The sequence below is a fragment of the Leifsonia sp. NPDC056665 genome, from assembly GCF_042791795.1.
Taxonomy (GTDB): domain Bacteria; phylum Actinomycetota; class Actinomycetes; order Actinomycetales; family Microbacteriaceae; genus Leifsonia.
In genome coordinates this window covers 219,874-240,981 of sequence record NZ_JBHTXK010000003.1, presented here as the reverse complement: position 1 = coordinate 240,981, position 21,108 = coordinate 219,874, and the positions used below count along the sequence as shown (strand labels likewise).

At 70.6% G+C, this 21,108-nt stretch carries 20 protein-coding genes; 9 read left to right on the top strand and 11 right to left on the bottom strand.

What is annotated here, in order from left to right:
* Positions 1 to 86 precede the first annotated feature (86 nt).
* The 4 genes from ACFQ9V_RS05415 to ACFQ9V_RS05400 all read right to left on the bottom strand — a co-directional run bounded on the left by ACFQ9V_RS05415 (position 87) and on the right by ACFQ9V_RS05400 (position 3,057).
* Positions 87 to 755, bottom strand: coding sequence for a phosphatase PAP2 family protein (locus ACFQ9V_RS05415; RefSeq protein ID WP_382458141.1), 669 nt, complete (start codon positions 753 to 755; stop codon positions 87 to 89).
* Positions 756 to 845: 90 nt separating this feature from the next.
* The gene (locus ACFQ9V_RS05410) at positions 846 to 1,322 is read right to left on the bottom strand and encodes a hypothetical protein (RefSeq protein WP_382458140.1); all 477 of its coding nucleotides are present in this window, start codon (positions 1,320 to 1,322) and stop codon (positions 846 to 848) included.
* Between the two features lie 119 nt (positions 1,323 to 1,441).
* Positions 1,442 to 1,906: a hypothetical protein gene (locus ACFQ9V_RS05405; RefSeq protein ID WP_382458139.1), complete on the bottom strand. Its 465-nt coding sequence runs from the start codon at positions 1,904 to 1,906 to the stop codon at positions 1,442 to 1,444.
* A gap of 173 nt (positions 1,907 to 2,079) precedes the next feature.
* Positions 2,080 to 3,057 (bottom strand): zinc-binding dehydrogenase, encoded by a 978-nt coding sequence (locus tag ACFQ9V_RS05400; protein WP_382458138.1) that lies wholly within the window; start codon positions 3,055 to 3,057, stop codon positions 2,080 to 2,082.
* Positions 3,058 to 3,247: 190 nt separating this feature from the next.
* On the opposite strand from ACFQ9V_RS05400, the gene ACFQ9V_RS05395 reads away from it, so the two are divergent.
* Positions 3,248 to 3,988 carry an MgtC/SapB family protein gene (locus ACFQ9V_RS05395; protein ID WP_382458137.1) on the top strand — a complete coding sequence of 247 codons (741 nt, stop codon included), beginning with the start codon at positions 3,248 to 3,250 and terminating at the stop codon, positions 3,986 to 3,988.
* A 19-nt stretch (positions 3,989 to 4,007) separates the two neighbouring features.
* Here the strand turns inward: ACFQ9V_RS05395 and ACFQ9V_RS05390 are convergent, their stop codons facing one another.
* Both ACFQ9V_RS05390 and ACFQ9V_RS05385 read right to left on the bottom strand, forming a co-directional pair.
* On the bottom strand, positions 4,008 to 5,015 hold the full coding sequence (locus ACFQ9V_RS05390) for a LacI family DNA-binding transcriptional regulator (protein ID WP_382458136.1): 1,008 nt from the start codon (positions 5,013 to 5,015) through the stop codon (positions 4,008 to 4,010).
* A 43-nt stretch (positions 5,016 to 5,058) separates the two neighbouring features.
* A complete protein-coding gene (locus ACFQ9V_RS05385) occupies positions 5,059 to 6,135 on the bottom strand; it encodes a glycerophosphodiester phosphodiesterase family protein (protein WP_382458135.1) in 1,077 nt (358 codons plus the stop codon).
* A 192-nt stretch (positions 6,136 to 6,327) separates the two neighbouring features.
* Here ACFQ9V_RS05385 and ACFQ9V_RS05380 point away from each other — a divergent pair, with 192 nt between their 5' ends.
* From ACFQ9V_RS05380 to ACFQ9V_RS05370, 3 genes are read left to right on the top strand one after another with little or no spacing between them, the layout of a single operon-like run.
* Positions 6,328 to 7,236, top strand: a complete 909-nt coding sequence (locus ACFQ9V_RS05380) for a carbohydrate ABC transporter permease (RefSeq protein ID WP_382458134.1) — start codon at positions 6,328 to 6,330, stop codon at positions 7,234 to 7,236.
* Positions 7,233 to 8,135 carry a carbohydrate ABC transporter permease gene (locus ACFQ9V_RS05375; RefSeq protein ID WP_382458133.1) on the top strand — a complete coding sequence of 301 codons (903 nt, stop codon included), beginning with the start codon at positions 7,233 to 7,235 and terminating at the stop codon, positions 8,133 to 8,135. The genes ACFQ9V_RS05380 and ACFQ9V_RS05375 overlap by 4 nt, the downstream gene beginning before the upstream one ends.
* A gap of 37 nt (positions 8,136 to 8,172) precedes the next feature.
* Positions 8,173 to 9,552: an ABC transporter substrate-binding protein gene (locus ACFQ9V_RS05370; protein WP_382458132.1), complete on the top strand. Its 1,380-nt coding sequence runs from the start codon at positions 8,173 to 8,175 to the stop codon at positions 9,550 to 9,552.
* A 54-nt stretch (positions 9,553 to 9,606) separates the two neighbouring features.
* Here ACFQ9V_RS05370 and ACFQ9V_RS05365 read toward each other — a convergent pair whose 3' ends face one another.
* Positions 9,607 to 9,996: a MarR family winged helix-turn-helix transcriptional regulator gene (locus ACFQ9V_RS05365; RefSeq protein WP_382458131.1), complete on the bottom strand. Its 390-nt coding sequence runs from the start codon at positions 9,994 to 9,996 to the stop codon at positions 9,607 to 9,609.
* Positions 9,997 to 10,085: 89 nt separating this feature from the next.
* Here ACFQ9V_RS05365 and ACFQ9V_RS05360 point away from each other — a divergent pair, with 89 nt between their 5' ends.
* Positions 10,086 to 11,567, top strand: coding sequence for an MFS transporter (locus ACFQ9V_RS05360; protein WP_382458130.1), 1,482 nt, complete (start codon positions 10,086 to 10,088; stop codon positions 11,565 to 11,567).
* 90 nt (positions 11,568 to 11,657) lie between these two features.
* Here ACFQ9V_RS05360 and ACFQ9V_RS05355 read toward each other — a convergent pair whose 3' ends face one another.
* Both ACFQ9V_RS05355 and ACFQ9V_RS05350 read right to left on the bottom strand, forming a co-directional pair.
* A complete protein-coding gene (locus ACFQ9V_RS05355) occupies positions 11,658 to 13,049 on the bottom strand; it encodes an APC family permease (protein ID WP_382458129.1) in 1,392 nt (463 codons plus the stop codon).
* A 56-nt stretch (positions 13,050 to 13,105) separates the two neighbouring features.
* Positions 13,106 to 14,794, bottom strand: a complete 1,689-nt coding sequence (locus ACFQ9V_RS05350; RefSeq protein ID WP_382458128.1) for an amidohydrolase — start codon at positions 14,792 to 14,794, stop codon at positions 13,106 to 13,108.
* A gap of 123 nt (positions 14,795 to 14,917) precedes the next feature.
* Between ACFQ9V_RS05350 and ACFQ9V_RS05345 the strand changes: the two genes are divergently transcribed.
* The gene (locus ACFQ9V_RS05345; protein WP_382458127.1) at positions 14,918 to 15,538 is read left to right on the top strand and encodes a TetR/AcrR family transcriptional regulator; all 621 of its coding nucleotides are present in this window, start codon (positions 14,918 to 14,920) and stop codon (positions 15,536 to 15,538) included.
* A 6-nt stretch (positions 15,539 to 15,544) separates the two neighbouring features.
* On the opposite strand, the gene ACFQ9V_RS05340 is transcribed toward ACFQ9V_RS05345, so the two are convergent.
* The gene (locus ACFQ9V_RS05340) at positions 15,545 to 16,453 is read right to left on the bottom strand and encodes a hypothetical protein (RefSeq protein ID WP_382458185.1); all 909 of its coding nucleotides are present in this window, start codon (positions 16,451 to 16,453) and stop codon (positions 15,545 to 15,547) included.
* A 124-nt stretch (positions 16,454 to 16,577) separates the two neighbouring features.
* Positions 16,578 to 17,576: a LacI family DNA-binding transcriptional regulator gene (locus ACFQ9V_RS05335; RefSeq protein WP_382458126.1), complete on the bottom strand. Its 999-nt coding sequence runs from the start codon at positions 17,574 to 17,576 to the stop codon at positions 16,578 to 16,580.
* Between the two features lie 235 nt (positions 17,577 to 17,811).
* Here ACFQ9V_RS05335 and ACFQ9V_RS05330 point away from each other — a divergent pair, with 235 nt between their 5' ends.
* The 3 genes from ACFQ9V_RS05330 to ACFQ9V_RS05320 are packed head-to-tail and all read left to right on the top strand — an operon-like array spanning position 17,812 to position 21,055.
* A complete protein-coding gene (locus ACFQ9V_RS05330; protein WP_382458125.1) occupies positions 17,812 to 19,104 on the top strand; it encodes an extracellular solute-binding protein in 1,293 nt (430 codons plus the stop codon).
* 11 nt (positions 19,105 to 19,115) lie between these two features.
* Positions 19,116 to 20,186 (top strand): carbohydrate ABC transporter permease, encoded by a 1,071-nt coding sequence (locus ACFQ9V_RS05325; protein WP_382458124.1) that lies wholly within the window; start codon positions 19,116 to 19,118, stop codon positions 20,184 to 20,186.
* Complete coding sequence (locus ACFQ9V_RS05320; protein ID WP_382458123.1) at positions 20,186 to 21,055, top strand: carbohydrate ABC transporter permease; 870 nt, start codon at positions 20,186 to 20,188, stop codon at positions 21,053 to 21,055. Before ACFQ9V_RS05325 ends, ACFQ9V_RS05320 begins: the two co-directional genes overlap by 1 nt.
* Positions 21,056 to 21,108 lie beyond the last annotated feature (53 nt).

Genomic DNA, 21,108 nt, shown 5'->3' with positions numbered 1-21,108 from the left:
TAGCTCGAACGTGTGACGAACGGTGCGTGAACGACGAAGCCCCGCGGCGATCGGATCGCTGCGGGGCTTCGGTGGAGGTGTCGGCGCTAGGCCGCGACGCGGCGCCCGCTCCCGGCGAACACGCGCGCGGCGACGAGGTTCCAGAGCCCGGCGAACAGCAGGACTCCGGCGACGCCGTTGAGCACGCCGCCGATCACGTCGGTCCCGTAGTGGACGCCGACGTACAGGCGCGACCACATCACGACGGCGACGAAGACCGCGCCCACCACGATCACGATCGTGCGGGCGAGCGTGCCCCGGCACACCATCGCGAGTGCCGTCACTAGCGCAGCGGCGAACACCACGTGCCCGCTCGGGTAGCTGAGCGTCGCCGGGTTCACGTGCAGCAGGTGGGTCAGGCCGGCGGTCGTCGGGCGCGGCTGGGCGACGACGGCCTTCACGATCAGCGTGGTGAGCCAGCCGAGGCCGGTGACGAGGACGGCGCCGAGGGCGAGCCTCCAGCCCTTCACGAACAACAGGATCACGAACGTGATCACCAGGATGACCGCGACGATCGTCGGCCTGTCGAGCTGGTCCAGCAGCAGGGCGACCTTGTCGAGCAGCGAGGAGTTCACTTTGTTGACCGCGGCGTCCAGCGACTCGAAGCGGAGGGCGACGACCCACTTTGCGGCGAAGCCGAGCGCGAAGGTCAGGACGAACAGGACGACGGTCCAGACGATCCAGTGTCGGGGGATGCGGAGCTGGGCGGGCTTCACGAGACGGGTCTCCTTTCGGGGGGACGTCTCAGTCAAGCACTTTTCGGCTCAGCAACCTCTAAGAGACCACGGAGAATCGTGGCGCGTCTCTCAGGCGACCTTCGCCGGGCGGGTGTTGACGACCTCCACGTGAGCGTCGATGAACGTGTGGACGCTCTCGTTGATGTGGTACTGCGTGTGCGACAGGCGGGCGTCGTGCGAGTGCACCAGGTCGCGTGCGGCTGCGCGGCGGGCGCGGAGGCCCGCCAGCGCGACCGTCGCGCAGATCAGCACGGCCACCGCGACCGCGACCGCCACCGCGTCCGCGAGGAGCAGCCAGCCGGCCGGGAGGTGCGCCGCCACCGCGAAGCCCGCGGCCACGGCGACCGCCGCCAGCAGTGAGCCCGAGACCAGCACGGTGCGGCGGGCGAGCGCCCACGGGCTCGAGGCGAGCAGCGCGGAGGCCGCGACGATCTCCCGCTCCTGCTGGCGGCGGCGTTCCTTGGCCCAGTGCAGGTCGCGTTCGTGGCGGCGGGCGAGCCGCTGCGCGTCGTCGTGGGCGCGGTTGTAGGAGGTGTGCTGGTTCACAGACGTGTCCTTCGGGTAGACGTGGCTGTCCCGGGTCTGGGCGGAGCCATGTGCTGTGGTGCGGTGTGCTGTGTAGCGGTGTGCTGAGGTGCTGCGCGGCGCGAGCTGCCGCGCGCGGCTCAGTGCGAAGGCGTGGTGACGACCGACGAGGAGCCGGTCGGCAGCGACGACACCGAGCCGAGCGTCGGCGACTGGCCGAAGGCCGGGGCCGAGACGACGGGCGACGGCACGTGCGCGGGCGGCGGGGTCAGAGCGACGACCGGGGCGAGCGCGGGCGAGGAGGACGTGGCCGGGGCGGCGGGTGCGCCGGCCTCAGCGGAGTCCACGGAGCGTCGTCCGCTCGGGGCGGGCAGCGACTCGGGGGCGCGGAGGCCGATGTCGGAGAGCGTGCCCTCCGTCCAGCCCGCGCGCTGCGCGGTCTGCCAGGCGGCGAGGTAGTCGGCGATGGCGGTGTCCAGGTCGTTCAGCCGCTTGGCGAGGTCGCGGACCGCGTCGAGGCGGGCGGTGATCTCGGACTCGAGGAGCACGTGCGCGCGCTCCGCGGCCTTTTCGGGGTCAACAGTGGTACCGAATGTCGGGTTCATGGTACGTCCTTCAGCTTGCGTCGGGTCGGTGCGAAAGGCTGTAACTGCGACGCTGCGATGCGTCACGCCGAGCATAACCAGAAAGACCGTTCTGTGGGTCATTTGGAGGACACGAATCTGTCCCCCAATCCGGGCGACACGATCACGGCGTGTCGCGACGTCCGCGGCGCGTCTCAGGGGCGCAGCAGCACCTTGCCGGTGCGGCCGGAGCGGGTGGCGACCTCCACGGCCTCCCGCACCTGGTCGAACCCGAACACGGCCTCCACCGGCAGCGTGATCGCTCCCGTCGCGGCGGCGCGGATCAGCTCGCCGAAGAGTTCCGCGCGCTTGCCCGGCTCCATCGAGGAGCTCACCTTGCTGCCCCAGAAGCCCTTGACCACGGCCTGCTTGAAGATGAGGTCACCGGACGACAGCCGCATCGGCTCGCCCCCGGTGGAGCCGAACGACACCAGCGTGCCGCCCTCCGAGACGAGCGCCAGGAGGTCGCCGCTCGCCTCGCCGCCGATCGAGTCGACCGCCACCGCGATCGGCGCGCCGTCCGCGAGGGCGCGCACGCGCTCGCGCCAGCCGTCGGCGCCGGTCGCGACCAGGTTCGGGATGCCCTGCGCCGCCAGTGCGTCGGCATCGTGCTGCCGGCGCACGAGCCCGATGACCTTCTCGTCGCGGGTCGCCGCGAACTGCGCGAGCAGCCGCCCGACCGCGCCGTTCGCCGCGTTCTGCAGGATGACCTCCCCCGGCTTCACGTCGAGGTAGTCGAGCAGGCTGAGCGCGCTGAACGGCATTGCGACGAGCTGGGAGGCCACCTCGTCGCTCAGCCCGTCCGGCACGGGGATGAGCGCCCCGGCCGGCGCGACGAAGGCCTCCGCCCAGACGCCGAACGTGCCGCCGGTGACGACGCGCTGCCCGACGGCGAGCGCCGTGACACCATCGCCGACCGCGTCCACGACGCCGACGGCCTCCGTCCCGGAGCCGGCGGGGAGGGCCGGTTTGAAACCGTACGTGCCGCGGATGGTCCACAGGTCGTGGTTGTGGATGGGCGAGAGGACCGTGCGCACGCGCACCTGGCCGGCTCCCGGTTCTGGGAGCGGCCGCTCCTCCACCTTGAGGACCCGTGCCGGGTCGCCGAACTCGTCCTGGACGATCGCGCGCATGGGGTCCATGCTATTCGCGCCCCCGCCCCACCCACCAGCCACCGCCGAAGGGCACGTTAACGCCCCTAAAACGCGCTTTTAGGGGCGTTTACGTGCCCCTCGGCGTTCGACGGTGTGGGTGAGGAGTGCGTATAGTGGGCCGGGAACGTTCCCGGCATGCGCGGGAGCGCCGTGATCGAAGGAGCTGACGATGGACGATCCTGCGCTGGTCCTCGGGCTCGCGGTGCGCGTCGCGGTCGCGATCGCACTCGGCGCGGCCATCGGGCTCGAGCGGCAGTGGCGGCTGCGGACGGCCGGCATCCGCACCAACGCCCTCGTCGCCGCGGGCGCCGCGCTGTTCGTCATCGTCGGCTCCGTCGGACTGACCGGGCCGGACGCCGACCCGACCAGGGTGGCGGCGCAGGTGGTCTCGGGCATCGGCTTCCTCGGCGCGGGAGTGATCCTGCGCGACGGCTTCAACATCCGCGGGCTGACCACCGCCGCGACGCTCTGGTGCGCCGCCGCTGTCGGCTCGCTCGCCGGAGCGGGCAGCCTGCTCATGGCCGTGGTCGGCGCGGCCGGCATCGTGGGGACGAACATCCTGCTGCGCCCGGTCAGCTCCTTCGTCAACCGCCGCACCCGGCGCTGGGCCGAAGACCCGGCGGACACCGAGGATGCCGAGGAGCTCGGCGACTTCACGCTGGAGGCCGAGACGACCGAGAAGAGCGAGTCCCGCGTCCGGGCGCTCGTCCTCCACGCCGTCGACCGGCCCGACCTGGTGCTGCACTCGGTGGACAGCGCCCCCGGGCCGCACTCGCGCGTGACCGTCATCGCCCGGGTCAGCTCGGCCGATCCGGGATTGCCGGGCGTGCTCGAGCGCGCGGTGCAGCGGCTCAGCCTCGATCCGAAGGTGGTCGGCAGCCGCTGGTGGCCGACCGAGTCCGAGGACTAGACAGTGCTCGAGAACGCGCTCAGCGCGCGGCGGCGACCGTCGCGCCCGGCACGAGCTCCCCGCGCATCAGGATCTGGCCCGGCTCCCCCGCGCCCTCCTCGATCGCGTCGATCATCAGCTCCACCGCGGCGCGGCCGATCTTCTCGATGGGCTGGCGGAACGTCGTCAGCTCCAGCAGGGAGGTCGTGAGAGGGCCGATCCCGTCGAACCCGGTCACCGAGAGCCGGCCCGGCACGTCCACGTCCGCCGCCCGGCAGTACTCCATGACGGCGACCTGGGTGCGGTCGTTCGGGCACATGATGGCGGTGAGGTCCGGCAGGCCGACGAGGTCCGGCAGCACGGCCCGCACGTCGGCGTTGGTGGCGACCTCCCGCACGATCACGGTCGCGCCGCCCTCGCGGAGCCGGGCGATCATGGCCACGCCGCGCAGGTGCTGGCTGTACGAGTAGGCGCCGTCCACGAGGATCACCGCGACCGTGCGGTGGCCGAGCCCCAGGAGGTGGCCGGCGAGGCGTTCGCCGCCGTCGCGGTCGTCCACACAGACGCTGGAGAGCGCGGTCTCGCGACGACCGGCCGCGACCACGGGGAGGCGGTCGACGAACGGAAGCACCTGCTCGGACGGGAACCGCGCCGAGCAGACCAGGAGGCCGTCGACCTGCAGCGAGATCAGCGTCCGCAGCGCCGTGAGCGCGTTGTCGAGGGTCAGGTCGCCCGGGTTGGTCGCCGTGACGACGGAGTAGCCGAGCTCGGTCGCGCGAGTCTGCATCGCCACGTGCAGGTAGCCCGCGAACGGGTCGGTCACATCGTGCAGGACGACGCCGAGTGTCTTGGTGCGCTCGGAGACGAGGCCGCGCGCCATCGCGTTGGCGACGTAGCCGAGCTGGTCGGCCGCCTCGACGACGCGCTGCCGCACGCTCTCGCTCACCTCGCCCTGGCCGAGCAGGGCACGGGAGACCGCGGACTTCGAGACGCCGGCCGCCTTCGCCACGTCGATGATCGTGGGTGGTCTGGTGCGCTCGCGTGGCACGTGGGCTCCCTGGGCGGCGAGGAGGGACGGGGTCGGCGCCAGCCTATTCGCCGAGCGCCGCCTCCCGCACGCTCGCCGCGAGGTCGGGATGGTCGGCGAAGACCGCGGCGACCCCGCTGCGCATGACCGGCTCGAAGACGCGCCGCCAATCGCCGGGTGTGCCGGGCGCCGCGCCCAGGCGTGCGGACGGCGGCAGGAACTCGTTCTCGGGACGCAGCGTCCAGCAGTACGTCTGCAGCCCCGCGGCACCGGCCCGGCGCGCGATGTCGGTCGCGGCCAGGGCGCCCTCCCGGTTCGTCCGGAGCATCCGTGACAGGTCGACGCTGACGCCGGTGAGCCCGGAGGCGGCGAGCTCGACGAGCCCCGCGTCGGTCACGTCGTCGTCGTAGCTGCGCGCCAGCGACCCGGACCGGGCGACCCGGTCGGCGGGAGCCCCGTGCGCCTCCACGAGGTAGACCAGGTCGGCGTCGAGCCCGCGCGCGGCGAGCGAGAGCAGGACGTCCTGCTCGAAGCTCTCGACGGCCAGCGGCGCCCCCCGGTCCCAGTCGGCCGCGGCCAGCTCGGCGAGGAACAGCTCGTCCAGCGGAAGCCCGAGCGACTCGAAGTAAGTGGCGTGCTTGAGCTCCGCGACGATCCCGAGCTCGCGCCCGTGCCGTTCGGAGGCGGCCGAGACGAGGCCGAGCAGGTCGCGCAGACGCAGGATGCCGTGCAGGGAGTCGAACGTTGCGCTGAGCGGCCGCAGCGCGTCCAGCCGCTCGACGCAGCGCAGCGTGGCGAGTTGGCGCCACGTGAAGTCCTCGGTGAACCAGCCGTCGAGCACGGCGCCGTCGATCTCCTTCGTGGTGCGCAGCGCGGCGAACTCCGGCCGGGAGGCGACGTCGGTGGTGGTCGAGATCTCGGCGTCGTGGCGGAGGACGAGCACACCGTCGCGGGTGGCGACGATGTCGGGCTCCACGGCGTCCGCGCCGAGGGCGAAGGCAAGCTCGTAGGCGGCCGTGGTGTGCTCGGGCCGGTAGCCGCTGGCGCCGCGGTGGCCGATGATCGCCGGGGATGTCGCATCGGGCGGCGCGATGCGGGGACGCGCGATCGACGCCGGAGTTCCACTCGCCTCGGTCCGCATTGCACCCTCCCTGATCGCACGATTTGTTCACCCAGGCGTTACCCCGCGTCACCGGGAACGTTCCCGAATGCTCTGTAGATTAGCAAACACCACCAGGGTCGCGCCGACCGCCTCCGCGTTGCGGAGCATCGCTCCCTCTGGTACTTTCCATCAAACCGGGAACGTTCCCGTAATGACGCGGGCAGGAGTGAGATGACACAGACGACAGCACCGGGGCGCCGCGCCCGCAGCGGCATCCGGGCCGGCATCGGCCCGTGGATGCTGCTCCCCGCGGCGGTCCTCATCGCCGTCTTCCTCTACGGCCCGCTGGTCACCGGGGTGCGGCTCAGCCTGTTCGGCACCGACCTGTTCGGCGACCCGACCCGCTTCGTCGGGCTCCAGAACTACGCGAGGCTGCTCGGGCAGCCGTCGTTCTGGCAGGTCGTCGGCACCACGATCCTGATCGCCGGACTGTCGATGGCCATGTCCGTCGGCGTCGCGCTCTCCGCGGTCATCCTGCTCCGCAAATGGATTCCGGGCCGCGGCGTCTTCCGCGTGGTCTTCTCGCTCCCGTTCGCGTTCTCCGCCGCGTCCGCATCGGCGATCTTCTCCGGGATGTTCGCCCCGGCGGCCGGCGTGGTCAACCAGATCCTCGCGCACGCCGGGATCGGCGCCGTCCCCTGGCTGCAGCAACCGGGCTGGGCGATCTTCACGATCGCCCTGACCACGGCCTGGTACGAGCTCGGCTTCGCCTTCCTCGTGCTCGCGGCCGCCATGCGCACCCTCCCGCCGGAGGTCATCGAGGCCGCGGAGCTCGACGGGGCCTCCGGGATGCGGTTCGTGCGCTCGCTCCTCATCCCGCTGCTCAGCCCGAGCCTGTTCTTCCTGCTGGTCACCCAGACCATCTCGGGCCTGCAGACGTTCACCCAGGTGCGCATCCTCACGGGAGGCGGCCCCGCGGGCGGCACCACGACGCTCGTCTACCAGCTCTACATGTACGCGTTCGGCCAGGGGACGCCCGACTACGGCCGGGCCTCCGTGGTCGCCGTCGTCCTGGTGCTGATCGTCGCGCTGATCACCTGGCTCCAGTTCCGCTTCGTCAACAGGAGGGTCACCGCATGAGCGCCACCGGCTCCGTCACCCGCACCGCGCCTCCGGGCCCGCGAACCGCCGACCTTCCGCGTCCGCGCCGCCCCCGCCGTCCGCGCCTGCGCGCCGCCGACCTCCCGCGCCTGCTCCTCCTGCTCGTGCTCGCGGTGTTGATCGCGTTCCCGATCTATCTCACGTTCGTGAGCGGCTTCTTCCGCACCGGCGCGTTCGTCCGCAGCGGGCTCTTCCCGCCGCCCAGCGACTTCACGCTGGACAACTTCACCGCGGCGCTCACTGCGATCCCGCTCGGGCAGCAGTACCTGACCAGCATCGTCGTGATGGTGCTGCAGACGCTGGGGCAGCTCGTCACGTCCGCCCTCGCGGCCTACGCGCTGGTGTTCCCGAAGTGGCGGGGACGCGGGATCGCCTTCGCGCTCGTGATCGCGACGCTCGCCATCCCCGGCGAGAGCCTGGTGGTGCCGAACTACCAGCTCGTCAGCAGCCTGGGCCTGCGGGACACAGTCTTCGGCATCATCATCCCGTACCTCGCGTTCGGCTACCCGATCTTCCTGCTCCGTCAGGCGTTCGCCTCGCTGCCGCGGGAGATCTGGGAGGCCAGCCGGCTGGACGGCTGCGGCGACTTCCGCACGCTGCTTCTCGTCGTGCTGCCCGCCTGCCGCACCCAGGTCACCACCGCGATCATGTGGAGCGCGCTGTTCGCCTGGAACGGCTTCTTCTGGCCGCTGCTCATCACCGACAGCCCGGTCAACCGCACCGTGCAGGTCGGGCTCTCCCAGCTCGTGTCCTCGGAGTCCACGGCGCCGGCGGCCGTCTTCGCCGGCACCGCACTCGTGCTCCTGCCGACCGTCATCCTCGTCATCGTCAGCCAGAGGTTCCTCCTCTCGGGCATGTCGCGTGGCGTCCTCCGCTGAACCCACCACCACCCAGAGAGAAAGTGAACGCACCGCAATGAAGAGATCCGTCACCCTGGGAGCCGCCGCGCTCCTCCTGCTCTCGCTGGCCGGCTGCAGCGCCGGCGCCGACGCGCCCTCCACGCCGTCCGCCTCCGGCGCTCCCGGCCCCTCCGCACTGGCGAACGCCAAGGGCATCACCGAGATCAGCTTCTGGCACGGCCTCGGCGGCATCAACGCACAGGCCCTCCAGTCGCTCATCGACGAGTTCAACACCGAGAACGCCGGCAAGATCAAGGTCGACACGAGCGCGCAGGGCTCCTACGCCGACCTCCTGGCCAAGTACACGGCGTCGCTGCGCGACAAGTCGACCCCGACCGTCACCCTCAGCAACGACATCTCCTCCGGCTTCCTCTACGACGTCAAACGCAGCGTGTCCCCCGAGGCGATGGCCGCGGCCAACCCGGGCGACCTCAAGCTCAGCCAGCTCGCCCCCGCCGGCAAGCGCTACTACAGCGTGGACGGCAAGCTGGTCGCCGTCCCGATGAACATGTCCACGCCGCTGCTGTTCGTCAACACCGACCTGCTGCAGAAGGCGGGCGTGGAGACCTCCTCGCTGAAGACGCTCGACGGCCTCGCCGCCGCCGCGACGAAGATCAAGGACGCCACCGGCGTCCCCGGCATCGCGGAGGCGTTCGACGACTGGTGGTTCGAGCAGCTCACCGCCACCAGCGGCAACCTGTACTGCACGCCGGAGAACGGCCGCGGGACGAAGAGCGCCGACAAGGTCAGCTTCCAGCAGCCGTCGCAGGTGAAGGCGTTCTCCACGATGGCCGGCATCTACAAGGCGGGCGCCGGACTCGACGTCGGCACGGACAACAACAACGCCGTCACCGCGTTCGCGGCCGGCAAGACCGCGATGATGTTCAACTCGTCGGCCGTCGCCGCCTCGGTCGCGAACAGCACGACGTTCCCGTACGTCGCCCTGCCGTTCCCGCTGTCCGCGCCCGCCTCGAAGGCAGGCACCGTCGTCGGCGGCTCGGCCATGTGGCTGAGCAACCAGGCCACCCCGGCGCAGCAGGTCGCCGGATGGAAGCTGATCTCCTTCCTCGCCTCCCCGGCCTCGCAGGCGACGTTCAGCGAGGCGACCGGCTACGTCCCGGCGAACACCGCGCTGGAGAACTCGTCGGCGCGCAAGGACTACCTGGCCTCCCACCCGGTCGCCCAGGTCGCGATCGACGAGGTCAAGAACGTCGCCGACGTGCCGGCCAGCAACGGCTGCTTCACGGGAGCCTTCAGCGCCATCCGCACGGCGATGATCCCGCAGATGCAGGCAGCGTTCTCCGGCTCGAAGAGCATGCAGGAGGCACTCACCGACGCGACGACTGCCGCGAACCAGGCGATCTCCGACTACAAGGCGCAGCTCGCCGGCGACTGACGGCGAGTCGGCAGACGCGGGGCGGAGTCCGGACGGGCTCCGCCTTTCGTCGTCTCAGGCGCCGGACGCCGCTCCTGCGAACGCCCGCTCCAGCAGCCCGTCGTACTCGCGCTTGGCGTTGTCGTGCACGCGCGCGCCGTCGGCGGTGATGCCGACGAACAGGGCGCGCCGGTCGTAGTCGCAGGTGTTGCGCTCGACCAGCCCGGCCTTGACCAGGCGCTCCACGATCCGGGAGAGCGCGCTCTGGGTCATCGGGGTGAGGTCGACCAGGTTGCGCATGGTGCACGACTCGTTCGCGTAGCCGGCGACGAGGTCGAGCACCTCGTACTCGCTCAGGCCGAGCTGGTGGCTCTGCTGGAGGGTGCGCTCCAGCTCCGCGGCGGTGCTCAGGTAGAGGCCCTGCAGCTCGCGCCAGCGGGCCGAGACGTCGACCGGTTCGTTCACGGGTGCAATGATACGCTCGCTTTCTTGCGAGCTACATGAATGTGCATACTTTGCTGAGACAATCTATTCCGTGTCATAGACTTGCCCTCGTGCTGAACTCCGACACCACCTCCCGCCCCGCCGTCCGGCCGTCGCCGCCCTCGAAGTCCACCCCGGCCATCCGCTGGAGCCGCGCCCGCTGGCTGCTGCTCTTCGCGACCTGCATCGTCATCGCCCTCGACGGCCTCGACGTGTCGATGGTGGGCGTCGCCCTCCCCTCGATCGGCAAAGAGCTCGGCCTGCAGCCGGGCGCGCTGCAGTGGATCGTGTCGGGCTACGTGCTCGGCTACGGCAGCCTCCTGCTGCTCGGCGGGCGCCTGGCCGACCTCCTCGGCCGCCGCACGGTGCTCCTCGTCGCGCTGAGCGTGTTCACCGTTGCCTCCCTCGCCGGTGGCCTCTCGATGGACGCGGGCCTCCTCATCGCCAGCCGGTTCGTCAAGGGCGTCGCGGCCGCCTTCACCGCTCCCGCCGCGTTCTCGCTGATCACGACCAACTTCGAGGAGGGGCCGCAGCGCAACAAGGCCATCTCCATCTTTACGACGTTCGCGGCGAGCGGCTTCTCGCTCGGCCTGATCATGAGCGGCCTGATGACGTCGCTGAGCTGGCGCTGGACCTTCCTCTTCTCCGTTCCGCTCGCCGTTCTCGCCCTGGTGCTCGGCTTCCTGTTCGTTCCCAAGGACGCCAGGGAGCGGGGCGCCGGCCACGACGTGCTCGGCGCGATCCTGCTGGCGGCCGGGATGCTGCTCCTCGTCTACACGGTGGTCTCCGCGCCCGGCGCCGGGTGGGGCTCGCTGCCGACCGTGCTCGGCTTCGTCATTGCAGGAGCGCTGCTCGCCGCGTTCGTGATCCTGGAGCTGCGGGTGCGGCATCCGCTCGTCCGGTTCGGGATCTTCCGGGTCGCGTCGGTGCTGCGGGCGAACCTCACCGCCATCACCCTGTTCGGCTCGTACGTGTCGTTCCAGTTCGTGCTCACGCTCTACCTGCAGGACGTCCTCGGCTGGTCACCGCTCGGCATGGCGCTCGCGCTGCTGCCGACCGGGCTGGTGGTCGTCGCGAGCGCTCCGTTCACGGACCGCCTGATCGACCGCTTCGGGCCGACCGTGCTGATCATCGTCGGCCTGGGGTCGCTCTCCGCCGGCTACCTGCTGTTCCTCCGGCTCGGCACCACCCCGGTCTACTGGCTGGACGTGCTGCCGCCCGTCGTGCTGCTCGGCGTCGGCTTCGGGATCGGCTTCCCTGCGATCCAGGTGCAGGCGACGACGGGTGTCCACAACGACGAGCAGGGCCTCGCGGCCGGGCTCGTGCAGACCAGCTCCCAGGTGGGCGGCGCGCTCGCGCTGGCGGTCACGACAGCGCTGATCGCGGGAGGCTCCGCGCCGGCGACGGGAGGCGCGGCGGGGCTCGCTGAGCAGCTCGCGCACTACCGCCCGGGCCTGTACCTGAGCGCGGGGCTCGCGCTCGCCGGGCTCGTGATCGCCGCGCTCCCGCGGCGCCGGCGCCGCCTCGTCCCCCAGCCCGCCCCCGAGGCCTGACCGCCGCGCCCCACTCCCACCACGCGCGAGGGGCACGTCGTTGTCACTTTCGGGCCTCCGAAACGACAACGACGTGCCCCTCGATGCTGATCAGGGCTGGTCGACGGGGCCGGAGAGCGCGGGAGGCGCGACGCGGAAGAGCCGCGTCCGCCACAGCAGGTAGCCCAGCCCGAGCGCGACCCAGACCCCGCCGACGACCATCGCGCTCGGCTCCAGGCTGAACCAGAGGGCGACGTTGACCGCCACCCCGAGCGCCGGCAGCACCACGAAGCCGAGGGCCGGGCGCCAGCCGCGCTGCTTCACGAACCGGATGTAGGTGAAGATCACCGACAGGTTGACGAAGACGAACGCCACGAACGCGCCGAAGTTGATGAGGGAGGCCGCGCGGCTGAGGTCGAGGAAGACGGCCGAGCACGCCAGCGCCGCGATGAGCAGCACGTTGCCGGCCGGGACGCCCGCCGTGTTGAGCCGCCCGAAGAACCGTCGCGGCAGCGCGCCGTCGCGGCCCATCGCGAACAGGAGGCGCGCCGCGCTCATCTGCTGCGTGATCCCGCAGCCGAGCACCGCCACCATGTAGCCGCCGATGAAGAGCGCCTGGAACGCCGCGCCGCCGATGTACTTCGCGATCTCCGGGGACGCTCCGACGATGTTGCCGACCGTCGACACGTCCGGGAACAGCACCTGCATCACGTAGGTGACGCTCACGAAGAACAGGCCGGCGACCCCGACGATGATCAGGATGGCGCGCGGGATGTCCCGCCGCGGGTGCTCGGCCTCCTCCGCGAGCGTGCTCACCGCGTCGAAGCCGAGGAACGACAGCGCCAGGATCGCCGCGCCCGACGCGATGGCGCCCGCGTCGATCCCGGGCGAGAAGAACGGCGCGACCGAGAAGTGCGCGCCGTTCGCGCCCTCCACGATGTTCTTGATCGTCAGCCCGACGAAGGCGACGGCCACGACCACCTGGATGACGACCAGGATCACGTTGACCTTGGCCGCGATCCGCACGCCGGTCAGGTTCAGCGCGGTGCAGACGGCGATGGTGGAGAGGATCCACACCCACGACGGCACCTCGGGGAACGCCGCCGTCATATAGATGGCGGAGAGCAGCGCGTTGATCATCGGCAGCAGCAGGTAGTCGAGCGTCGCCGCCCAGCCGACCAGGAAACCGAGGTGCGGGTTGATCGCCTCGCGGGTGTATGTGTACGCCGAGCCGGCGCGCGGGTAGAAGCGGACCATCTTGGCGTAGCTGAGCGCGGTGATGAGCACGGCGACCAGCACCAGCAGGTACGACAGCGGGACGTGCCCGTGCGTGATGTCGGCGACGATCCCGAAGGTGTCGAAGACCGCGAGCGGCGCCATGTAGGCGAGGCCGAGGAAGACGATGTGGCGCAGGGTGAGGCTGCGTCGGAGGCCGGCGGCCTGGAGGTCGTCGACGGTCTCGGCGGAGCGGGCGGGGGAGATGGCTGGATCGAGCTGGGACATCGGGTGGATCCTTTCGCTGCAGTGGGAGAGGAACGGGTGGGTGTAAGCGGCCGGGCCTAGTGCCCTGCCGCCGAGCAGTGCGCGAGCGCCCCGAACTGCTCCGGCGCCGCCGCGTCCCGGTCGGCGTCGTGCACGACCTCGCCCCCGACCACCGTCAGCGCCGCCTGCTGCTCCAGCAGCGCGGCCGGGTCGCCCTCGTGCTCGTAGAGGTCCGCAGACCACGCGACGACATCGGCGCGCGCGCCCACGCGCAGGACACCGAGGTCGCCCTCCGCGTGCCACGCCCACGCCCCCTCGCGGGTGTAGCCGCGGATCGCGTCGTCCAGGCCGATCCGCTCGGCAGGAGTCCAGGCGTCCCGACCATCGAGCCCCGCGCGGGTGAGGGCCGAGTAGAACCCGACGAGCGGGTCCATCTCGCCCACCTGCCAGTCGCTGGACAGCGCCACGTGCGCGCCCGACTCCATGAGCGAGCGCAGACGCCAGGCGCGGTCCCAGCGCTGCTCGCCGACGTTCTCCATCCAGGTGCCCGCGACGAGGTCGGGCGAGCAGTGCCGCGGCTGCATCGCGGCCGTGACGCCGAGGGCGGCGAAGCGGGGGAGGTCGTCGGGGTGCAGGCATTCGACGTGCACGATCCCGTGCCGGCGGTCGCGGGTGCCGTTGGTGCGCGCGGCGGCCTCGATCGCGTCGAGGGCGAGGCGGATGCCGCCGTCGCCGGTCGCATGGGTGTGGGTCTGGAAGCCGAGCCGGTCGAGCTCGGTGACGATGCGGGTCAGCTCGCCGATCGGGGCGCTGGGGTGGCCGCGGTGGCCGGGGCGGTTCGCGTAGTCGTCGAGCATCCATGCGGTGTGCGGCTCGATCACGTCGTCCGCGTAGAGCTTGACCGGGCCGAAGCGCAGCCGCTCGTCGGTCGTCGCGCCGTCGACGGCCTCCCGCAGCTCGCGCCGGAACGCGGCGTCCGCGTCGATCGGGTGGAACAGCGCCGCGATCACCCGCGAGCTGAGCAGCCCGCGCTCGCGCGCCCGGTCGAGGAGGCCGACCTCCGCGAGCGGGACCTGCGGCTCGACCACGGTGGTGATCCCCGACGCCGTGGCGAGCGCGAGGCTGCCGAGCAGACGGCGGTAGCGGCGCTCGGGCGAGTACAGCGGGATGTCGCGCTGCAGACCGGCGAGCCCCGCGGTCGTCATGGCGCTCGTGTAGAAGTCGGTGACCCAGCCGGTCGGCCGGCCGTCGTCGTCCCGCTCCGGACGGCCCCACGGGATGTCGCCGCCGCCCGCGATGCCGAGCGCGCGCAGGGCCGCGTCGTTGAGCCAGACCGAGTGCTGGTCGTAGGTGGTGACGAACACCGGGCGGTCGGTGAGCCCCGCCAGGTCGGCGGCGTTCGGGCGGCGGCCCGGCACGATCGAGTAGACGGCGTTCTCGGCGCAGATCCAGTCGAGGTCCGGGCGGCGCCCGGCGAGCTCGCGGATGCGGCGGCGCACCTCCTCGAGGGTCTCGGCGCCTTCCAGGCTCACCGCGTCCGGGTCGAAGCCGAGCAGGAGGTGGTTGTGGCTGTCGATGATGCCTGGCGTGACGAGGGCGCCGCCGAGGTCGCGGGTCTCGCGGGCGGCGGGGGCGTCCGCGACCGGCCCAACATAGCTGATCCGGCCCTCCGTCACACCCACGGCCTCGGCCCACGGCTGCGCGTCGTCGAAGGTCCTGACCCGGGCTCCGGTGAGGAGGAGGTCGGCGGTCTGAGCTGCGGTCACGGTGGTCCCATCGACGGTGAGGAGAATTCTTTGACACTTGCGTCAAAGAATTCCACGAGTGTGCCACGCCCCCGCGGAAGGTGTCAAGCGATCCCGTCCGCCGCGCGCCGGTAGGGTCGACTCATGGCACGGCCGAAGAAGCAGGATGAGCGTCGCGCCGACCTCATCGAGGCGGCGCTCAGCGCGGTCGGCGAGCGCGGCCTCCGCTCGCTCTCACTGGCCGACGTCGCGGCGAAGGCGGGGCTCACGCGCGGCGCGATCCTCTACTACTACGAGGACCTCGACCAGCTCCTGGTGGAGGCCCACCGCGCCGGCCTGGAACGGTTCTGCGACCACCGGGACGCCGTGGTCGCCGGCATCCCGGAGCCGCAACTGCAACTCGCCGCCGCCATCCGGGAGGGCCTGCCGAGCGGCCCGGACGACGCCCTCATGCGCCTGCTCTACGAGTTCGACGTGCTCGCCGGCACCTCCACGCTGCACGACGAGCTGGTCGAGCGGATGTACCTGCGCCAGCTCGCGACCTACACCGGCATCTTGGAGCGCGGCGCCGCGGCGGGCGTCTTCGCGCCGGCACTCCCCGTCGAGACGCTGGCCATGAACCTGGTCGCCCTGGAGGACGCCTACGGCCTCCACATCGTCGCGGGCAACAGCCTCATCACGGTCGCGAGCGCCGAGGCCGCCATGCGCGCCGCCGCCGCCGCCTTCGGCGCCCCCACCACCCTCCACCCGCCGAGGGGCACGTAAACGCCCCTAAAACCGCGTTGTAGGGGCGTTTACGTGCCCCTCGATCAGCCATCGGATGCGCTGGACCAGCTCTGCGGGTCTGTGGACGTCGTCCGCGGTGACGTGGATCATCCGCCAGCCGAGGTCCTCCACGCGTTCGCGTCGGCGGATATCCTTGCGCCAGGTCTGCCGGTCGACGCGGTGGATGTCACCCTCGTACTCCAGGGCGATGCGTTCACGTGGATAGGCCAGGTCGATCCGGGCGACGAACATCCCCGAGTCGTCCCGGAGTTCGTGGTTGAGCAAGGGGATCGGGAGCCCGGCATCCGCCAGGATCAACCGGAGCCGCGACTCACCCGGAGACTCCGAGCCCGTCCGGATCGACTCGAGCGCTTCCTTGGCACGAGCGATACCCCGGCGCCCGGGGGACGCCGCGATCGCGCGGGCCAGGGCGAGGCGATCGGTGAGCGGTTCGTCCCCTCCGATGAGGAAGTCACCCACCACGACCAGCGCATCCCGGTGGAGCAGCTGCGCGAGGTCGAGCCAGGTCTGCTCCGGTGTTGTCACCGGGAGGTCGCCGATCGTCCACGTCTCCCACCGTGTGAGCTTGTGCCCGGCGAAGCCACCGATCGTCGGAGCCCGGCCGGGCGCACGCACACTCACATGGATTCGCTCGTCCACGTGCGGCAGCGGTGCCCCGTAGAGCGTGGCCGCGGTGGTGTGGCTGAAGGCGAAGTCGAGCCCGCGATGCAGAGCGTATGCGCGACAGCGAGCGACCAGGCCGTCGCCCTGCGGCGTCAGTCGCGTCCCGCGCAACGGCGTGATCAGATCGGGCGCGCGCAAGCGTTTGCGGCTCACCCCTCGCGCGGTCGCCTGCGCGACGGTGAACGTGGAGTCGTGGAGCGCCGCAGGAAGTGCGGCCCGCTGTCGTGGCATGCCCGCCACCCTGCCATCCCGAGCCGCTGCTCCGGCACTTATCCACAGCCCACCCCGTCGAGGGGCACGTAAACGCCCCTAAAACCGCGTTGTAGGGGCGTTTACGTGCCCTTCGGCGACAGGACTACGCCGGCGGCGCCGTGCTCGCGCGTCGGATGAGGCGGGTCGGGAGGCGGATGTGCGTCGGGTCCGGCTCCTCGCCGGCCATCAGCGCCACCACCAGCTCCGCCGCGGCAGCGCCGAGGCGTCCCATCGGTTGCCGGATCGTCGTCAGCGGGGTGGAGTACCGCGACGCCTCCGGGATGTCGTCGAAGCCGACCACCGACAGGTCGCGCGGCACCTCCAGGCCGAGCTCATGCGCCACCTCGATGACCACGATCGCGGAGAGGTCGTTGGCGGCGAAGATCGCGCTGGGCCGCTCGGGCGCGGCGAGCAGGCGGCGGGCCGCCTCCCGTGCGCTCTCCTGCTCGTAGTTGCCGACGCCGACGATCGACGGGTCGAACGGGATGCCGGCCTCCGCCAGCGCGCGCCGGTAGCCTGCGTCGCGCGCGGCCGACGAGCGCAGGTCCGCGCGGCCGGCGACGAACCCGATCCTGCGGTGGCCCAGCCCGATGAGGAAGTCCACGGCGCTGCGCGCTCCACCGAAGCTGTCCGACTCCACCGTTGGGAGGTCGGCGCGGCCGGTGTGCGGGTCGACGGCGACGATCGGGACGTCCGCGTTCACGTTGACCACGGTCGGCGTCACCATGATGACGCCGTCGATGAGCGTTCCGCTCAGCCGGCTGAGCGAGCGCCGCTCCCAGCCCTCCGAGGCGCCGTGCCGGGAGCCGCTGTAGGCGAGGAGGTCGTAGTGGGAGTCCGAGAGGGCCGCTCCGACGCCTTTCAGCACTTCCGCGCTGAACGGCTCGAAGTCGGCCACGAGCACGCCGATCACGCCGGTCTGCCGCGAGCGCATGCTCGACGCGACGAGGCTCGACTCGTAGCCGAGCTCCTCCACGACCTGGAGCACCCGCTCGGCGGTGTGGGACGCGACGCCGTAGCGGCCGTTGACCGCTTTAGACACCGTCGCCGCTGACACTCCGGCGGCTTCTGCCACATCATTGATGGTTGGACGTCGTCCCATGATCGAGCAGCATAGCAATCTCGAAAAGGATTTCGAAAAGGATTTCGAAAACGTTTGACACTCTCTGAATCGCCTTGCGACACTGACGTGGTCCGGTCAGCCTCCCGGACCCGACGAGTTCGAGATCCGGCCCCAGGCGAGAGGCTTCGCCCGGCCGACACCCCAGCGAACTCACGTCACCGGGCATCGACGGAACCGTGGATGCCGCTCAACGAAGAGAACAGGTTGGAATCACATGAAAGCCAAGAAGCTCCTCATCGGAGCAGCTGTCCTGGCAGCCAGCACGATCGCGCTGAGCGCGTGCAGCGGGACTTCGGACAGCTCGAACAGCAGCAGCAAAGTCACCATGACGCTGTGGCAGAACTCCACCACGGGCCCCGGCCAGCAGTACTGGACGGACGCGATCGCGGCGTTCGAGAAGGCCAACCCCAACGTCACCATCAAGATGCAGTCGATCCAGAACGAGGACCTCGACGGCAAGCTGCAGACGGCGCTCAACTCCGGTGACGCCCCCGACATCTTCCTGCAGCGCGGCGGCGGCAAGATGGCCGCGATGGTGCAGGCCGGCCAGGTCATGGACCTCACCGACAAGGTCTCCTCCGACACCAAGAAGGTCATCTCCTCCGGCTCGTTCAAGGCGGAGACCTACCAGAACAAGGTCTACGCGATGCCGCTCTCGGTCCTCCCTGGCGGCCTCTTCTACAGCCAGGACCTCTTCAAGGCGGCAGGGATCGACGGGGCTCCCAAGACCATCGACGACCTCAGCGCCGACGTCCAGAAGCTGAAGGCCACGGGCGTCGCCCCGATCGCCCTCGGCGCCAAGGACGCCTGGCCCGCTGCGCACTGGTTCTACTGGTTCGCGCTCCGCGAGTGCTCCGGCACGACGATGGAGAAGACGGCCGACTCGAAGAGCTTCTCGGACGGCTGCTGGCTGAAGGCCGCTCAGGACCTCCAGGACTTCGCCGGCCAGAAGCCGTTCAACGACGGCTTCCTGACTACCTCCGCCCAGCAGGGCGCCGGCTCCTCCGCCGGTCTGGTCGCCAACCACAAGGCCGCGATGGAGCTCATGGGCGCGTGGGACCCGGGAGTGATCGCCTCCCTCACCCCCGACCAGAAGCCCCTGGCCGACCTCGGCTTCTACCCGTTCCCCGAGCTCTCCAGCGCGGGCAAGGGTGAGCCCGGCTCGATCATGGGTGGCGTCGACGGCTACTCCTGCTCGGTGAAGGCGCCGAAGCAGTGCGCCGACTTCCTCAACTTCATCGCGACGACACCGCAGCAGATCGCCTACTACAAGGCGTTCAACTCGCCGCCGGTCAACACCGACGCGCAGAAGGAGGTCACCGAGCCCTATCTGAAGGACGTCCTCGCTGCCTACAACAAGGCCCCGTACGTCTCGCAGTGGCTGGACACGGTCCTCGGCCAGAACATCGGCAACGCGCTGAACGTGGCCGTGGTCGACATGCTCGCAGGCAAGACCGACGCCAAGGGCCTGATCCAGGCCGCGAACGACGCCGCGAAGAAGGGCTGAGAGGCCTCACCGTGAGCAACACCCGCGAGTCAACCTCGACCGATCGCGTGTCGACGGCGGATCTCGCGCAGCACGACGGGAGCGGCGCCGCCGCGTCGCTCCCGTCGCAGCCGCGCCGCCGCCGCGGCGCGAGCTGGGGCCTCCGTGCCGAGATCGCCCTCCTGGCCGGCCCCGCCGTCATCGTCTTCCTGGCCTTCGTGATCTTCCCGGTCGTGATGGCCGCCTACTACGGCTTCTTCCGCTGGGCGGGCTACGGCCCTCCCACCGACTTCGTCGGACTCCAGAACTACGCCGTCATCCTGACCGACCCCGCGTTCCTGGAGGCCCTCGGGCACAACGCCTTCATCGTGGTCGCGTCGATCGTCGTCCAGGGCCCGATCGCCATCCTGCTCGCCCTCCTCCTCAACCGGAAGATGAAGGGCCAGTCGATCATCCGCGTGCTGATCTTCGTGCCCTACGTCATCTCGGAGGTCGTGGTCGGCACCGGCTGGAGCCTGATGCTCGCCACCAACGGCGCGCTCAACGGCTTCCTGCACAACGTCGGCCTCGGCTCCTGGGCCCACGACTGGCTGTCGGACCCGAACATCGCCATCTGGACCCTGATCGGCATCCTGACCTGGAAGTACGTCGGCTTCGCCGTCATCCTCTTCCTCGCCGGCCTGCAGGGCATCCCGGAGGAGCTCTACGAGGCCGCAGCGCTCGACGGCGCGTCGTACTGGCAGATCCAGCGCAGGATCACCCTGCCGCTGCTCGCTCCGACGCTGCGGATCTGGGCGTTCCTCTCCATCATCGGCGCCCTCCAGCTGTTCGACCTCGTGTACATCATCTGGGGCCAGTACGTGGCCTCCACGGCGGGCACGTCCACGATGGCGACCTACATGGTCGCGAACGGCCGCAACGCCGGCAACTACGGCTACGGCAACGCCGTCGCGGTCGTGATCTTCCTCATCTCCCTGATCGTCGCCCTGATCTACCAGCGCTTCGTCCTCCGCCGCGACACCGCGGGCGCCGTGACCACGGCGAAGAAGCCGGGGCGCACGAAGGGCCGCCGTGACGCGGCCGCGAAAGAAAGGACGGCGTGATGACCGCCCTCACCATCTCCTCCCGCGCCGCGCGCCGCGCCGAGCGCAAGGGCCTCCCCTGGGGCTCGCCGGCCGTCTACTTCGTCGCGCTGATCGTGATCGCCCTGATGATCGTGCCGATCGCGTACATCATCATCGGCGGCTTCCGGACGAACTCGCAGATCACGGTGGACCCGGCCGGCTTCCCGAACCCCTGGAACCCGGCGAACTACCTGAACGTGCTGACCGGCGGCGTCTTCTGGGGCCAGGTGCTCAACTCGACGGTCACCGCCCTGGTCACGACGATCGGAGCGGTCGGGCTCGGCCTCGCGGCAAGCTACGTGCTCGCCCGGTACACCTTCCGTGGCAGCGGGTTCCTGTACGCGCTGTTCGCCGCCGGGCTGATGTTCCCGATCACCGTCGCGATCACGCCCCTCTACATCGTGGTGCGCAACCTCGGCCTGATGAACTCGCTCGCGGGCGTCATCATCCCGCAGATCGCGTTCGCGCTGCCGACGACCATCATCATCCTAGTGCCGTTCCTGCGTGCGATCCCCGACGAGATCCAGGAGGCCGCGTTCATCGACGGCTGCAGCCGGATCGGCTTCTTCTTCCGGATGGTGCTGCGGCTCTCGCTCCCCGGCGTGATCACGGTCGGCATCCTCGCCTTCATCGCCAGCTGGAACAGCTACCTGCTGCCGCTGTTCATCCTCAACGACCAGGCGACGTTCACCCTGCCGCTCGGCGTGCAGGCGTTCTCGTCGCAGTACGCCACCGACACCTCCAAGGTGCTGGCATTCACCTCGCTGTCGATGATCCCCGCGCTGATCTTCTTCAGCCTGTTCGAGCGCCGCATCGTCGGCGGTCTCACCGGTGCGGTCAAGGGCTGAGCCCGGCACCGGCCCGCGTTCCCGACACGTTCCCGTACGACTCGTATGCAGGA

Excerpts from the sequence above, each read along its gene's own strand:
- ACFQ9V_RS05345 (WP_382458127.1), top strand. The coding sequence starts at position 14,918 with ATGGCACGGCCGAAGAAGCAGGATGAGCGTCGCGCCGACCTCATCGAG.
- ACFQ9V_RS05340 (WP_382458185.1), bottom strand. The coding sequence starts at position 16,453 with ATGCCACGACAGCGGGCCGCACTTCCTGCGGCGCTCCACGACTCCACG.
- ACFQ9V_RS05385 (WP_382458135.1), bottom strand. The coding sequence starts at position 6,135 with ATGCGGACCGAGGCGAGTGGAACTCCGGCGTCGATCGCGCGTCCCCGC.
- ACFQ9V_RS05330 (WP_382458125.1), top strand. The coding sequence starts at position 17,812 with ATGAAAGCCAAGAAGCTCCTCATCGGAGCAGCTGTCCTGGCAGCCAGC.
- ACFQ9V_RS05395 (WP_382458137.1), top strand. The coding sequence starts at position 3,248 with ATGGACGATCCTGCGCTGGTCCTCGGGCTCGCGGTGCGCGTCGCGGTC.
- ACFQ9V_RS05355 (WP_382458129.1), bottom strand. The coding sequence starts at position 13,049 with ATGTCCCAGCTCGATCCAGCCATCTCCCCCGCCCGCTCCGCCGAGACC.
- ACFQ9V_RS05375 (WP_382458133.1), top strand. The coding sequence starts at position 7,233 with ATGAGCGCCACCGGCTCCGTCACCCGCACCGCGCCTCCGGGCCCGCGA.
- ACFQ9V_RS05405 (WP_382458139.1), bottom strand. The coding sequence starts at position 1,906 with ATGAACCCGACATTCGGTACCACTGTTGACCCCGAAAAGGCCGCGGAG.
- ACFQ9V_RS05380 (WP_382458134.1), top strand. The coding sequence starts at position 6,328 with ATGACACAGACGACAGCACCGGGGCGCCGCGCCCGCAGCGGCATCCGG.
- ACFQ9V_RS05370 (WP_382458132.1), top strand. The coding sequence starts at position 8,173 with ATGAAGAGATCCGTCACCCTGGGAGCCGCCGCGCTCCTCCTGCTCTCG.
- ACFQ9V_RS05335 (WP_382458126.1), bottom strand. The coding sequence starts at position 17,576 with ATGGGACGACGTCCAACCATCAATGATGTGGCAGAAGCCGCCGGAGTG.
- ACFQ9V_RS05400 (WP_382458138.1), bottom strand. The coding sequence starts at position 3,057 with ATGCGCGCGATCGTCCAGGACGAGTTCGGCGACCCGGCACGGGTCCTC.
- ACFQ9V_RS05320 (WP_382458123.1), top strand. The coding sequence starts at position 20,186 with ATGACCGCCCTCACCATCTCCTCCCGCGCCGCGCGCCGCGCCGAGCGC.